A 14,001-nucleotide genomic window follows, 5' to 3' on the forward strand; every position below is an offset into this window, starting at 1 on the left:
TTGCTGATACGCGCCCGAATTCACGCGGGAGCGGACATAACTGACAGGAGACGCGGTTTGCGCGACGAGGAGACCTACCTCACCCCCACCGACGACGAGCTCGACGCCACCACCGGCGAGTACGAGCTCTCCGAACGGCAGGCACTTCGGCGGGTCCCCGGTCTCTCCACCGAGCTCACCGACATCACCGAGGTGGAATACCGCCAGCTCCGGCTGGAGCGGGTCGTGCTCGTCGGGGTCTGGACCGAGGGCACCCAGGCGGACGCCGACAACTCCCTCACCGAGCTGGCCCAGCTGGCCGAGACGGCCGGCTCGCAGGTGCTCGAAGGGTTGATCCAGCGCCGCAACCGCCCCGACCCGGCCACCTACGTCGGCCGGGGCAAGGTCGACGACCTGGGCGCGGTGGTCCTCGCCACCGGGGCCGACACGGTGATCTGCGACGGTGAGCTGTCCCCGTCGCAGCTGCGCAACCTGGAGCAGCGCACCAAGGTCAAGGTGGTCGACCGGACGGCGCTGATCCTGGACATCTTCGCCCAGCACGCCAAGAGCAAGGAAGGCAAGGCCCAGGTCGAGCTGGCCCAGCTCGAATACCTGCTGCCCCGGCTGCGCGGCTGGGGCGAGACGCTGTCCCGGCAGACCGGCGGTTCCGGTCGAGGCGGCGGCGCCGGCGGCGGCGTGGGCCTGCGTGGTCCCGGTGAGACCAAGCTGGAGACCGACCGGCGCCGGATCCGGCACCGCATCGCCCGGCTGCGCCGCGAGATCAAGGCCATGCGGACGGTACGCCAGACCAAGCGCGCCCGACGCTCCCGCAACGCGGTGCCCGCGGTGGCCATCGCCGGCTACACCAACGCCGGCAAGTCCAGCCTGCTCAACCGGCTCACCGGAGCGGGTGTGCTGGTGGAGAACGCGCTGTTTGCCACGCTCGACCCGACCACCCGCCGGGCCACCACGGCCGACGGGCGGCTCTACACGTTCTCCGACACGGTGGGCTTCGTCCGGCACCTGCCGCACCAGATCGTCGAGGCGTTCCGCTCGACGCTGGAGGAGGTCGCCGAGGCGGACCTGGTGGTACACGTCGTGGACGGCACCCACCCCGACCCGGAGGAGCAGGTCCGCGCGGTGCGCGAGGTGCTGGCCGAGGTCGGCGCCGACCGGCTGCCCGAGCTGCTGGTGGTCAACAAGACCGACGCGGCGAACGAGGACGAGCTGCTCCGGCTGAAGCGACTCTGGCCGGAGGCGGTCTTCGTCTCGGCCCGCTCCGGCCGGGGGGTCGACGGGCTGCGCGAGGCCGTCGAGCAGCGGCTGCCGCGCCCGGCGGTGGAGGTCCGCGCCGTGCTGCCGTACGACCGGGGTGACCTGGTGGCCCGGCTGCACCGGCAGGGCGAGGTGCTGAGCACCGCCCACCTGCCGGAGGGCACCCTGCTGCACGTACGGGTCAACGAGGCGCTCGCCGCCGAGCTGGCCCCCTTCCGGGCCGCCGAGGCGGAGGTCGTCGCCGGCGGTCGGTGACGCGCTGCGGTGTCACCGGTTGCCGGAGCGGGCATGCGACACTTGGCGAATGCGCCGCGCTGTTTCCTCGGTCACGGTTGCCCTCGGCCTGCTCGGGGTGACCGTGGCGTTCTCCGGTGCCGTCCAGGCGGCGGCACCGGCGTCCTCCGCCCCCGCGCCCGGCAAGAAGCGCTGCACGGTCACCGACGAGCGGCTGCGTGAGCTGTCCGGGCTGGTGGCCACCAAGTCGGGCTACGTCGTCATCAACGACGGCAGCGACAAGGACAGCCGCAAGCGGGTCTTCTTCCTCGACACCAAGTGCGAGATCGCCAAGGACCCGGTGCGCTACACCGGCCAGGGGCCGCTGGACACCGAGGACCTGGCGCTCTCCTCGGACGGCACGACCCTGTTCATCGGTGACATCGGCGACAACGACCGCAAGCGGCCCCGGGTCGCGGTGTGGACCATGCCGGTGGACGGGTCGGCACAGCCGAAGCTGCACCGGATGGCGTACCCGGACGGCAAGCCGCGCGACGCCGAGGCGCTGCTCGTCGGCGCGGACAACCTGCCGCTGGTGATCACCAAGGTGCCCAGCGGCGCGGCCGAGATCTTCACCCCGTCGGCCAAGCTGAAGACCGGCGACACCGAGCCGGTGCCGATGAAGAAGGTCGGGCAGATCACCCTGCCCAAGACCAACACCGACAACCGGCTGGGGGTCTTCGGCCGGGTCTCCATCACCGGCGCCGCCCGCTCACCGGACGGCGCGAAGGTGGTGCTGCGCACCTACGCCGACGCCTTCGAGTACGACGTGGCCGGCGGCGACATCGTCGGCGCGCTGACCACCGGCAAGCCCCGGGTCACCCCGCTGGCCGACCCGTTCGGCGAGGCGATCTCCTACACCCCGGACGGCAAGCTCTTCGTCACCGTCTCCGACGGCGGGGAGCTGGCCCCCGACGACGCCATCGACATCCTGGCCTACACCCCGTCGACCAAGGGCGCGGAGGCGCTCGACCCGGCGGCGGGGCCCGCCACCAAGCCCAAGGCCGAGAAGTCCTGGTTCTCGACGCTGACCCTGGACGACATCACCTACCTGATCGCGGCGGTCGGCGTGCTCGGCGCGCTGCTGGTGGGTGCGGGGATCTTCGGCATCCTGCGGGCGCGCAAGCAGCGCGCCGCCGGCCGGGGCGGCGCCGACGACGTCGACCAGCCGGAGCGCGACGACACGGGGGACGAGCTGGGCGGCGACCGCCCGCGCGGCGGCGTGTACGGCGGCGCGGCCCCGGCCGGCGGGGTCTACGGCGCGGGAGGGCCGCCCGCCGGACGTCCCGGTGGCGCGGTGAACGGCAGCGCGCCGGGCCGGGCCGGGGCGCCCGCTGGCGGCGGGGTGTACGGCGGCGGCCGACCGGCCGGCGGTGGTGGCGTGTACGGCGGTGGCGGTGCCCGCCCGGCCGAGGGCGGCGGTGGCCGGGGCGGCAATCAGGGCGGCGGTGGCCGGGGCGGCGGCGTGTACGGGGGCCAGCCCGGCGGCGGTCAACCCGGTGGTGGCCAGCCCGGTGGCGGCCGGGGCGGGGTCTACGGCGGCGGGCGGGCCGAACCGCCGCGCCGGGCCGAGCCGCCCCGCCGCGAGGACCGCCCGTACGGCGAGCGCCGGCCGGGCGGCGGCGAGCCGGGCCCCGGCCGGGGCGGCCAGTACGGCGGTTATTCGGGTCGCGAACAGCACCGGGGCGACCGCTACTGACGACCCGGACCGGGTGACCGCCGCACGGCCGGTCACCCGGGAGACCGGCCGGTCAGATCCGGCGCAGCACCGCGACGACCCGGCCCATGATGGTGGCGTCGTCGCCGGGGATCGGGTCGAACGCCGGGTTCTGCGGCATCAGCCAGACGTGACCGTCGCGGCGCCGGTAGGTCTTCACGGTCGCCTCGCCGTCGAGCATGGCGGCGACGATGTCGCCGGCCTCGGCGTTGGGCTGCTGCCGGACCACCACCCAGTCGCCGTCGCAGATCGCCGCGTCCAGCATCGAGTCGCCCTTGACCTGGAGCATGAAGACCTCGCCCTCACCCACCAGCTCGCGGGGGAGCGGGAAGATGTCCTCCACCGCCTGCTCGGCCAGGATCGGGCCACCGGCGGCGATCCGGCCCAGCATCGGCACGTACGCCGGGGCCGGGCGCTGGGCGCGGGCCGCCTCGTCGTCGAGGGCGTCGGCGGGCGCGCGGACGTCGACTGCCCGGGGGCGGTTGGGGTCGCGCCGCAGGAAGCCCTTCTTCTCCAGCTCCTTGAGCTGGTAGGCCACGCTCGACGGGGACACCAGGCCGACCGCCTCGCCGATCTCGCGCACGCTCGGCGGGTAGCCGTGCCGCTCGACCCAGGTGCGGATGAACTCCAGGATCCGGCGCTGCCGGGCGGTCAGGTCGACCGTGGCGGGGTCGGGAAAGCTGCTGACCACCGGGGTGACCGGGCGCACGGCGGGCTGGCCCGTCCGGCTGCGCGCGGCGGTGCGGCGCCGAGTGGCCGGCGGACCCGCCTCGGCGATCGGCTGCGGGTTCTTCGGCCGGCTGGCCCGGTCCTCGGTCACGTCCGTCCTCCCTGGTCGGCGCTGGGTGCCTCGGCGGCTCGTGGTGCATACGGGGGTGTGGCGACCGGCTGCGCCGCTCGGGTGCCGCTCGGTTGATCCTGACCGTATAGGTGAGATCGGTCATTTTCAAACATCTGTACGACCTCTCTCGGCGTGTCGGGCCGAAATCCTGGATTTCCGAACACCTGTTCTGATAAATGGTACGACGCTCTCGAACGAATGTTCTATCGGCGCGCCGCGTGACCGTCGGGCCGGTGGCCCGTTGGGTTCCTCGGTGGGTTGCGAAAGGACGTGACGTTGCCGACGCGCCGACCGGCTGCGGCTAACTTGACCACCGTCGGCGGGCGGCATAGGTTCAACCCCTAGATGTAGTAGTCACATGGGCGTAAGTTGCCTACAGGTTGGGTTCGGCTACAGACCGCACTTCTCCGTACGTCCGCCCGGCGGCGGCCATCGACGTGGCCCCGCCGTGGTGTCGCGTGCCCGGGTGCGGCCGGTGGTCGCCCGCGATCGACGAAGGAGGACAGGCGATGCGGTGTCCGTACTGCCGGCACGCCGACTCCCGGGTGGTCGACTCGCGGGAGGCCGACGACGGCCAGCTCATCCGGCGGCGGCGGTCCTGCCCGGAGTGCGGCAAGCGGTTCACCACGGTGGAGGAGGCGGTCCTCGCGGTGGTCAAGCGCAGCGGGGTGACCGAGCCGTTCAGCCGGACCAAGATCATCGGCGGGGTGCGCAAGGCGTGCCAGGGGCGGCCGGTCGACGAGGACTCGATCGCGCTGCTCGCCCAGAAGGTCGAGGAGACCGTCCGGGCCAAGGGGGCCGCCGAGCTGCCCAGTCACGAGGTGGGGCTGGCGATCCTGGGCCCACTGCGCGACCTGGACGAGGTGGCCTACCTGCGGTTCGCCAGCGTCTACCGGTCCTTCGACTCGCTCGCCGACTTCGAGCGCGAGATCGAGACGCTGCGGGCCGCCGCGCGGGCCCGCGCGGGTGCCGGAGCGGCCGAGGCCGCCGGCGCGATCAGCTGACATTCGGATTTCTGACAGTTTTGGACGAGGCGCGGTGGGTGACCGTGCCGACGAGGGGGGCGAGGGCGTGACGACCAGCAAGTCACGGAACAAGGCCGGGGCCGGGCTGAAGATCGAGCGCGTCTGGACGACCGAGGGGGTGCATCCCTACGACGAGGTCAGCTGGGAGCGCCGTGACGTCGTCATGACGAACTGGCGGGACGGCTCGATCAACTTCGAGCAGCGCGGGGTGGAGTACCCCGAGTCCTGGAGCGTCAACGCGGCCAACATCGTGACCACCAAGTACTTCCGGGGCGCGGTGGGGACCCCGGAGCGGGAGTGGTCGCTCAAGCAGCTGATCGACCGGGTGGTCGGCACCTACCGCACCGCCGGTGAGGAGTACGGCTACTTCGCCACCCCGGCCGACGCGGAGGTCTTCGCGCACGAGCTGACCTGGATGCTGCTGCACCAGGTGTTCAGCTTCAACTCGCCGGTCTGGTTCAACGTCGGCACGCCGTCCCCGCAGCAGGTAAGCGCCTGCTTCATCCTGGCCGTCGACGACTCGATGGACTCCATCCTCGACTGGTACAAGGAGGAGGGCCGGATCTTCCAGGGCGGCTCGGGCGCCGGGGTCAACCTCTCCCGCATCCGTTCCTCCAAGGAGCTGCTCTCCTCCGGCGGCACCGCCTCCGGCCCGGTCAGCTTCATGCGCGGCGCGGACGCCTCCGCCGGCACCATCAAGTCCGGTGGCGCCACCCGGCGGGCCGCCAAGATGGTCATCCTCGACGTCGACCACCCGGACATCGAGGAGTTCGTGGCGACCAAGGCGCGCGAGGAGGACAAGATCCGCGCGCTGCGCGACGCCGGCTTCGACATGGACCTGGGCGGCGCCGACATCGCCAGCGTGCAGTACCAGAACGCCAACAACTCGGTCCGGGTCTCCGACGAGTTCATGACCGCCGTGCAGAACGGCGGCGGCTTCGACCTGCGCGGCCGGCTCGACGGCCAGACCATCGAGACGATCGACGCCAAGAAGCTGTTCCGCACCATCTCCCAGGCCGCCTGGGAGTGCGCCGACCCGGGCCTGCAGTACGACGACACCATCAACGACTGGCACACCTGCCCGGAGACCGGGCGGATCACCGCGTCGAACCCGTGCTCGGAATACCTGCACCTGGACAACTCCTCGTGCAACCTGGCCTCGCTCAACCTGATGAAGTTCCTCCGCGCCGACGGCGGCTTCGAGGTGGAGAAGTTCGTCCGGAGCGTCGAGTTCGTCATCACCGCGATGGACATCTCGATCTGCTTCGCCGACTTCCCGACCGAGAAGATCGGCGAGACCACCCGCGCGTACCGGCAGCTCGGCATCGGCTACGCCAACCTGGGCGCCCTGCTGATGGCCTCCGGCCTGCCATACGACTCGGCGCAGGGTCGGGAGGTCGCCGGGGCGATCACCTCGCTGATGACCGGCACGGCGTACCGCCGCTCGGCCGAGCTGGCCGGCATCGTCGGCGCGTACGAGGGCTATGCCCGCAACGCCGAGGCGCACAAGCGGGTCATGCGCAAGCACGCCGCCGCGAACGACGAGATCAAGCCGACCGGCACCGTGGCCACCGCGATCCAGCGCGAGGCCACCAAGCAGTGGACGCAGGGCAACAAGACCGGCGACAGGTTCGGCTGGCGCAACTCGCAGGCGTCGGTGCTCGCCCCGACCGGCACCATCGGCCTGATGATGGACTGCGACACCACCGGCGTCGAGCCGGACCTGGCGCTTGTCAAGTTCAAGAAGCTGGTCGGCGGCGGCTCGATGCAGATCGTCAACCAGACGGTGCCGCGCGCCCTGCGCAGCCTCGGCTACCCCGAGGAGCAGGTCGAGGCGATCGTCGAGCACATCGCCGACCACGGTCACGTGGTCGACGCCCCCGGCCTGAAGCCCGAGCACTACCCGGTCTTCGACTGCGCCATGGGCGAGCGGTCCATCGCCCCGATGGGCCACGTGCGGATGATGGCGGCCGTGCAGCCGTTCATCTCCGGCGCGATCTCCAAGACGGTCAACATGCCGGAGCAGGCCACCGTCGAGGACGTCGAGAAGATCTACTTCGAGGGCTGGAAGCTCGGCCTGAAGGCCCTGGCGATCTACCGGGACAACTGCAAGGTCGGCCAGCCGCTGTCCGCGGCGAAGCGGAAGACGGCCGCGCCGGAGCCGGCGGCCGAGGTCGAGAAGGTCGTGGAGAAGGTCGTCGAGTACCGCCCGGTGCGCAAGCGGCTGCCGAAGAAGCGCCCGTCGGAGACCATCTCCTTCTCGGTCGGCGGCGCCGAGGGCTACCTCACCGCCTCGTCCTACCCGGACGACGGCCTGGGCGAGGTCTTCCTGAAGATGTCGAAGCAGGGCTCGACCCTGGCCGGCGTGATGGACGCCTTCTCGGTGGCCATCTCCATCGGCCTCCAGTACGGCGTCCCGCTTGAGACGTACGTCAGCAAGTTCACCAACATGCGCTTCGAGCCGGCCGGCATGACCGACGACCCGGACGTGCGGATGGCGGCCTCGGTGATGGACTACATCTTCCGTCGCCTGGCGCTGGACTTCCTGCCCTACGACCGCCGCGCGGAGCTGGGCATCTTCACCGCCAAGGAGCGGGCCGCCCAGCTCGCGGCCGAGGCGGAGGCCGAGGCGAACGGCACCGACCTGACCGCGATGGCCGCGTCCGCCCCGGTCGAGGCGCCGGAGCCGAAGACCGGCCCGGTCGCCCAGCCGGCGCAGGAGATGGCGGAGGTCGCCGCCGCCAAGCCGGCCCCGCCGGTCGGTTCCAGCACCGAGCTGCTGGAGGCCGTGATCGGCAAGGCCGCGGACGCGCCGCTCTGCTTCACCTGCGGCACGAAGATGCGGCCGGCCGGTAGCTGCTACGTCTGCGAGGGCTGCGGCTCCACCAGCGGTTGCAGCTGACGTACGTCCGTCCGTTCGGCGAGCGCGGCAGGGGTTTCCCTGCCGCGCTCGCGGCGTTCGGGCGGACCGCGCCGCCCCGGCCGGCCGGGGACGGTCGTTCAGGAGGCTACGAACTTGATGACGTAGACGAATCATCGTGGCGCCGGGATTCGCACCATCGCGGCCTCGGTGATTCGTTCACGACGTCAGGTTCGTAGGCTGCGAGACGCACCCCGCCGGCTCCACCTCTGCACCACGACCTGACGTCGCCCGGCGGCCGGCCGGAACGGGGGACCATGGACGCGGCGAGAACACCGCTCGGCCGGTGGGCCGGGGTGCCCCGGAGGATCCGGGCCGTCGTGGTGGCCGCCGTCTGCGTCTTCGCGTACGGCGGGGTGGTCCACCTGGGCGACCTGCTCGGCGTGCGGCCGGGTGGCCCGGGCCCGGGCACCCCCACCTGGTTGATGGTGTACTTCACCTCGCTGACCGTGTGCGATCCGCTGGCGGCGCTGCTGCTGGCGCTGCGCCGGATCGAGGGGCTGTGGCTCGGCTGCGCCGTGCTCGCCACCGACGCGGCGGCGAACGGATACGCCAACTACGTGCTGGACGCGGCGCCGGGAGTCACCCCGGGTCGGATCGGGCAGGCGGTGATCACCGGCCTGGCGGTCGCCCTGATCGCGGCGGCACCCACGGTCGCCCCCTGGCTGCGCGGACCGGCCGGACACGGCGGCCGGGGCAGCGGGTCCGGGCCGGCCGGACGATGATCGGGGGCATGACGACCGCCGAGAGCTACGTCCGGTTCGCCGTCCGCGAGGCGCGCGGCGTGTCACCGGCGTACGAGCGGCTGGCGCTGGCCGTCTCCCGGGACGCCGAGGTGCTGGCGCTGCTCGACGAGTTGCCGGCGGCCCGGCGGCAGCCGAACCTGCTCTTCGGCGTCGTACGCCTGCTCGGCGGCCCGGTCGACGACCCGGCTGCCTTCCGCGACTGGGCGGTGGCGAACTGGCCGGCGGTCGCGGCCCAGTTGAGGGTACGGGCGACGCAGACCAACGAGATCGGGCGCTGTGCGGTGCTGCTGCCCGTGCTCGCCGCCCTGCCGCAGCCCCTCGCCCTGCTGGAGGTCGGCGCGTCCGCAGGGCTGAACCTCTATCCCGACCGGTACGCCTACCGCTACGGCGAGCGCGCTGTCGGGACGGGCGGGCCGGTGCTGGACTGCGCGGCGACCGGCGTGCCGGTGCCGGCCCGGCTGCCGGAGGTGGCCTGGCGTGCCGGGCTGGACCTCAACCCGCTCGACGTCACCGACCCGGCCGACGTGGCCTGGCTCGACGCGCTGATCTGGCCGGAGCACACACACCGGCGGGACCGGCTGCGGGCCGCCGTCGCGCTCGCCGCGGCCGAGCCGCCGCTGCTGGTCCGCGGTGATCTGGTGGACGACCTGCCGGCGCTGGCCGCGCGGGCGCCGGCCGGGGCGACCCTGGTGGTGTTCCACACCTCCGTGCTCTATCAGGTGCCGAGACCCCGCCGGGAGGCGTTCGTCGAGCTGGTACGCGGGCTGCCCGGCCACTGGATCGCGAACGAGGATCCCGACGTGGTGCCGTACGACGGGCTGCCCGAGTCGCCGGGGGAGGGACTGCACAACGTGTTGGCCCTCGACGGCCGGCCGCTGGCCTGGACCCGGGGCCACGGGCAGGCGATCACCTGGTTCGGTTAGTGAGGGGACAACGCTTACAGCGGCTCTTCACTACGCTGAGGGGCCAGGTGACTCCGGTCCGGTGAGGTGTCCTTTGGCGAAGCCGTCGATGCCGCGTCCCGCCCTGCTGGCCCTCGCGGCCGTGGCCCCGCTCGGCTGGGGCCTCGTCGTCGGCTGGTGGACACCGCGGGGCCCGGGCACGGGCGGCGAGGCGGTCACCTCGATCGTGGTCAGCGTCGCGGTCGGCCTGTTCGCCGGGTGGGCGGCCCGCTCGCGGTGGGCGATGCTGGCCGCGCCCGTGCTCTTCGCGCTCGCCGTGGAGCTGATCCGGCTGCCGCTGCGCGGCCCCACCGTGGACGCCCCGCACGCGAGCCCGTTCGGCGTCGCCGCGCTGCTGTTCGGGCGTGGGCTGCACGGGCTGTTCACCCTGCTGCCGCTGCTGATCGGCGCCGCGTACGGGGCCGGCCTGGCCCGCCTGCTCCGCCCCGCGTCCGCCGCCGGTCCGGCGTCCGGCGCCGACCGGGATCTGGCGCTCGCCCGTGGGCCCCGGCCACGGCGGGCGGTGTGGACCTGGTTGGGCCGGGTGGGCGTCGGCCTGCTCGCCGCGCTGGTGCTGCTGGTCGGGGCGGCCGCCGCCCAGCCCGCCCGGACGCCGCCGATTCCCGGCGGCGTCGCCGAGCTGACCAGTGTCCGCAACGGCGACCGGGAGCTGGGCTTGCTGCTGCGCGGGCAGCGCCCGGACGCGCCCGTGCTGCTGTTCGTGCCCGGGGCGCCCGGCTCCTCGGAGATCGGGTCGGTGCGCCGGCACCTCGCCGGGCTGGAACGGCGCTTCGTGGTGGCCACGCTGGACCGGCGGGGCGCGTCGAAGTCCTGGGCGGCGTTTCCACCCTCGTCCACGTTCACCCTGGACAGCGAGGTCGACGACGCGCTCGCCGTGACGGACTACCTGCGCACGCGGTTCCGGCAGGACCGGATCTACCTGATGGGGCACTCCGGCGGGTCGCTGGTCGGGGTGACGGCGGTGCAGCGGCGGCCGGAGCTGTTCCGGGCGTACGTGGGGGTGGGGCAGGCGGTCGACCTGCGCGAGGCCGACCGCAGCCAGTACGCCGACACCGTCGCCTGGGCCCGCCGCACCGGGCGGGACGAGCTGGCCCGGGAGCTGACCGCGCGGGGCGCGCCGCCGTACCGGGACATGTACTCCTACGAGCCGCTGCTGGCCAACGAGACCGGCGCCTTCGACTTCGACCGCACCGACCACAGCGAGGGTCGGGGCGGGCAGGGGGAGAACCTGAACGTGCCCGAGTACGCCCTGCTGGAGAAGGTGCACGTGCTCAGTGGCACCTTCGACGGGATCGACGTGCTCTATCCCACCGAGCAGGGCGTCGACCTGCGCCGCCAGGTGCCGAGCCTGGACGTGCCGGTCTGGCTGGTCGACGGCGAGCGCGAGGTGCCCGGCCGGCTCGCCCTGCTCCAGCAGTGGTACGCCGACCTCCAGGCGCCCCGCAAAGAGCGGGTGGTGCTGGCGGGCGCCGGGCACCGCTCGTTGTACCAGCGGCCCGACGAGTTCGTCGCCGTGCTCGACCGGGTGCTCGCCGCCACGACCGCCCCGGGCACCTGACCCTCGGACGGCAGGCCCGGCACGCCGTACCTCGCGCCCTCGCGGCCCGGGAAGGCCCGCCACGCGGCATCTCGCCCCCGCCTTCCCGCCCGCGCGGCGGCCCGCCCCGCCCGTGCGGTGGCTCGGGGGTCGCTTCGTAGACTCGGCCGGTGACCGGAGAGCGACGGCCGCTGGCGGACCGGCCCCTGACCGAGCCGCACCCGTCCCGGCTGTCCCCGGAGCATCCCGACCGGTCCCGGATTCTCGCCGCCCACGCGGCGGCCCTGGCCGCCGGTGAGGCCGGTTACCTGGACCCGGGCTCCGGTCTCTTCGTGCTCAGCGCCGGTTTCCTGGCCCGCCGGGGCACGTGCTGTGGGCGAGGCTGCCGCCACTGTCCGTATGTGGACGATTGAGGGCTTCCGCGCAGAACCGGCCACCCCGTACGGTGTCCGACGGACATCCGGCGGGTGCCCCGCCGACGACGGGAGGTTGCGCGTGCAAGGGCGGATCGGGCTGGCCGGGGTGGCCGTCGTACTCGTGGTGGCCGGTTGTGGCGGCGAGCCCGAGCCGGTGGCCATGCCGGCCGCGGCGCCGGTCCCGGTCGAGCCGGCGGCGGCCTCGTCCGGCGGAGCCTGTCGGCTGCTCGACTTCGACATCATCGCCAAGCACAGCGGTACCCGGTTCCGGGTGGCGGCGGCGAGCACCAGCGGGCCCACCCACACCTGCGTGGTGCGCGGCGAGAAGGTCTGGCCGGAGCTGACCCTGACGGTCAGCGACACGTCGATCGACGCGGTGACGTTCCGCGAGGACATCCTGCCCCGCGGTGCCACGAACGTGCCGAAGCTGGGGCAGATCGGCTACCGCCGGACGATCGCCGCGAAGAACGCCAAGCAGGGCCCGGCGGCGGAGGTGTGCTGGCTGGCCACCGACGGGCGGCTGGCCAGCCTGCGCTGGACCTTCGGCCCCGGCGCCGCGCAGAGCGCGGCGGACACCCTGACCGGCAAGCTGGTCCCCCTCGCCCGCGGGGTGCGCACCCGCGAACTCTGACCGGCGGGACCGCTCAGCCGGCGGCGACGAACACCCGGGAGGCCACCTCGCGGGGCAGCCGGATCCGGTCACCGGAGCGGTCGATGAACACTCCGTCCCGCTCCTGTGCCACGGTGACCGTGGCGCCCGGGTCCACCCCCGCCGCGTGCAGCTGGCGCAGCACGTCCGAGTCGGTCTGCACGCTCTCGCAGATCCGGCGGACGACCACCGGGCCGGCCAGGCCGGGGAAGGCCAGGTTGCGCTCGGTCTCCGGCGTCTCGGCGGGCTCGGCGCTGCCCAGCTCCTCCAGCCCGGGGATCGGGTTGCCGTACGGCGAGCGGGTCGGCCGGTTGAGCAGCTCGTAGACCCGCTTCTCCACCGCGTCGCTCATCACGTGCTCCCACCGGCAGGCCTCCTCGTGGGCCTCCTCGTAGGGCATCCCGATCACGTTGACCAGCAGCAGCTCGGCCAGCCGGTGCTTGCGCATCACCGACACGGCGGTGTTGCGGCCCAGCGCGGTCAGGCTCAGGTGCCGGTCGCCCTCGACGGTGAGCAGCCCGTCGCGCTCCATCCGGGCGACGGTCTGGCTGACGGTGGGACCACTCTGCCGCAACCGCTCCGCGATCCGCGCACGGAGCGGGGGCACGCCCTCCTCCTCCAGCTCCAGGATCGTGCGCAGGTACATCTCGGTCGTGTCGACCAGGTCATGCTTCACGTCAGCGGCCTCCCTGGGGGTCGATGCTACCTCGGGCCCCCGACATCCGGCCGGCACCGAACGGTGAGGCGGCGGCCGGAGATGGTGTTGACTGGGCGGCATGTCCGGAACCACCGAGCCGTTGGTCGAGCCCGGGCAGCTCGCCGCCGAGCTGGCCCGCCCCGACCCGCCCACCCTGCTCGACGTGCGCTGGCGGCTGACCGGCCCACCCGGCCGGGACGACTACGCGGCCGGGCACCTGCCCGCGGCGGTCTTCGTCGACCTGGACACCGCGCTGTGCGGGCCGCCGGGCGCCGCCGGCCGGCACCCGCTGCCCGACCCCGCCGCGTTGCAGGCCGCGCTGCGGGCCGCCGGGGTCCGCGCCGATCACCCCGTGGTCGTGTACGACGGCGGCGACGGCATGGCCGCCGCGCGGGCCTGGTGGACGCTGCGCTGGGCCGGGCACCGGCCGGTCCGGCTGCTGCACGGCGGCTTCCCGGCCTGGGTCGCCGCCGGCCTGCCGGTCACCACCGAGCCGCCGGCCCCGACCCCCGGTGACGTCACCGTCGTGCCGGGCGCGCTGCCCGTCCTCGACGCGAACGCGGCCGCCCGGCTCGCCGCCGCCGACACCGGCACGCTGCTCGACGTCCGCGCCGCCCCCCGCTACCGCGGCGAGACCGAGCCGATCGACCCGGTCGCCGGGCACCTGCCGGGCGCGGTGAACCTGCCCGCCCCGGAGTACGTCGCCGACGGCCGGTTCCCCGCCGCGGCGGTGCTGCGCGAGCGGTTCGCCGCCGCCGGCGTCGCGCCGGACGCACCGGTCGGGGCGTACTGCGGCTCCGGGGTGACCGCCGCGCAGGCCGTGCTCGCGCTGCACCTGGCCGGCCGGCCGGACGCCGCGCTCTATGTCGGATCGTGGAGCGAGTGGGTGGCCGACCCGGGCCGCCCGGTGGCCACCGGCGCGACACCGGGCGGCTGAACCGCCGGTCAGCTGGGCGGTGACCGG

The 14,001-nt window shown here is 73.7% G+C and carries 12 protein-coding genes; 10 read left to right on the forward strand and 2 right to left on the reverse strand.

All coding sequences use genetic code 11. The features are described 5' to 3' along the window. Nucleotides 1–57: 57 nt before the first annotated feature. Complete coding sequence (gene hflX / locus K7640_RS04680; RefSeq protein WP_222953435.1) at nt 58–1,509, forward strand: GTPase HflX; 1,452 nt, start codon at nt 58–60, stop codon at nt 1,507–1,509. A 49-nt stretch (nt 1,510–1,558) separates the two neighbouring features. Next, nucleotides 1,559–3,226 carry a hypothetical protein gene (locus K7640_RS04685; RefSeq protein WP_222953436.1) on the forward strand — a complete coding sequence of 556 codons (1,668 nt, stop codon included), beginning with the start codon at nt 1,559–1,561 and terminating at the stop codon, nt 3,224–3,226. Between the two features lie 52 nt (nt 3,227–3,278). On the opposite strand, the gene lexA is transcribed toward K7640_RS04685, so the two are convergent. Then, nucleotides 3,279–4,064: a transcriptional repressor LexA gene (gene lexA, locus K7640_RS04690; protein ID WP_222953437.1), complete on the reverse strand. Its 786-nt coding sequence runs from the start codon at nt 4,062–4,064 to the stop codon at nt 3,279–3,281. Nucleotides 4,065–4,594: 530 nt separating this feature from the next. Here lexA and nrdR point away from each other — a divergent pair. The 7 genes from nrdR to K7640_RS04725 all read left to right on the forward strand — a co-directional run bounded on the left by nrdR (nt 4,595) and on the right by K7640_RS04725 (nt 12,322). Then, entirely contained in the window at nt 4,595–5,089 is a 495-nt protein-coding gene (gene nrdR / locus K7640_RS04695; protein WP_222953438.1) for a transcriptional regulator NrdR, read from the forward strand. Between the two features lie 34 nt (nt 5,090–5,123). After that, on the forward strand, nt 5,124–8,012 hold the full coding sequence (locus K7640_RS04700) for a vitamin B12-dependent ribonucleotide reductase (RefSeq protein WP_222953439.1): 2,889 nt from the start codon (nt 5,124–5,126) through the stop codon (nt 8,010–8,012). 275 nt (nt 8,013–8,287) lie between these two features. Beyond that, entirely contained in the window at nt 8,288–8,755 is a 468-nt protein-coding gene (locus K7640_RS04705) for a hypothetical protein (RefSeq protein WP_222953440.1), read from the forward strand. A gap of 8 nt (nt 8,756–8,763) precedes the next feature. After that, a complete protein-coding gene (locus K7640_RS04710) occupies nt 8,764–9,699 on the forward strand; it encodes a DUF2332 domain-containing protein (protein ID WP_222953441.1) in 936 nt (311 codons plus the stop codon). Between the two features lie 88 nt (nt 9,700–9,787). Continuing rightward, nucleotides 9,788–11,296: an alpha/beta fold hydrolase gene (locus K7640_RS04715; RefSeq protein WP_222953442.1), complete on the forward strand. Its 1,509-nt coding sequence runs from the start codon at nt 9,788–9,790 to the stop codon at nt 11,294–11,296. Nucleotides 11,297–11,445: 149 nt separating this feature from the next. Then, nucleotides 11,446–11,688 carry a DUF5522 domain-containing protein gene (locus tag K7640_RS04720; RefSeq protein WP_222953443.1) on the forward strand — a complete coding sequence of 81 codons (243 nt, stop codon included), beginning with the start codon at nt 11,446–11,448 and terminating at the stop codon, nt 11,686–11,688. Nucleotides 11,689–11,770: 82 nt separating this feature from the next. Further along, on the forward strand, nt 11,771–12,322 hold the full coding sequence (locus K7640_RS04725) for a hypothetical protein (RefSeq protein WP_222953444.1): 552 nt from the start codon (nt 11,771–11,773) through the stop codon (nt 12,320–12,322). 13 nt (nt 12,323–12,335) lie between these two features. Here K7640_RS04725 and K7640_RS04730 read toward each other — a convergent pair whose 3' ends face one another. Beyond that, a complete protein-coding gene (locus K7640_RS04730; RefSeq protein WP_222953445.1) occupies nt 12,336–13,016 on the reverse strand; it encodes a metal-dependent transcriptional regulator in 681 nt (226 codons plus the stop codon). A 100-nt stretch (nt 13,017–13,116) separates the two neighbouring features. Here K7640_RS04730 and K7640_RS04735 point away from each other — a divergent pair, with 100 nt between their 5' ends. Beyond that, on the forward strand, nt 13,117–13,974 hold the full coding sequence (locus K7640_RS04735; RefSeq protein ID WP_222953446.1) for a sulfurtransferase: 858 nt from the start codon (nt 13,117–13,119) through the stop codon (nt 13,972–13,974). Nucleotides 13,975–14,001 lie beyond the last annotated feature (27 nt).

Origin of the sequence: Micromonospora sp. PLK6-60, assembly GCF_019890675.1 — a bacterium.
GTDB lineage: Bacteria > Actinomycetota > Actinomycetes > Mycobacteriales > Micromonosporaceae > Micromonospora.

What these genes read in the sequence shown, in the direction of transcription:
- K7640_RS04685 (WP_222953436.1), top strand. Translation starts at nt 1,559, where the DNA reads ATGCGCCGCGCTGTTTCCTCGGTCACGGTTGCCCTCGGCCTGCTCGGG.
- nrdR (WP_222953438.1), top strand. Translation starts at nt 4,595, where the DNA reads ATGCGGTGTCCGTACTGCCGGCACGCCGACTCCCGGGTGGTCGACTCG.
- K7640_RS04735 (WP_222953446.1), top strand. Translation starts at nt 13,117, where the DNA reads ATGTCCGGAACCACCGAGCCGTTGGTCGAGCCCGGGCAGCTCGCCGCC.
- K7640_RS04715 (WP_222953442.1), top strand. Translation starts at nt 9,788, where the DNA reads ATGCCGCGTCCCGCCCTGCTGGCCCTCGCGGCCGTGGCCCCGCTCGGC.
- K7640_RS04710 (WP_222953441.1), top strand. Translation starts at nt 8,764, where the DNA reads ATGACGACCGCCGAGAGCTACGTCCGGTTCGCCGTCCGCGAGGCGCGC.
- K7640_RS04705 (WP_222953440.1), top strand. Translation starts at nt 8,288, where the DNA reads ATGGACGCGGCGAGAACACCGCTCGGCCGGTGGGCCGGGGTGCCCCGG.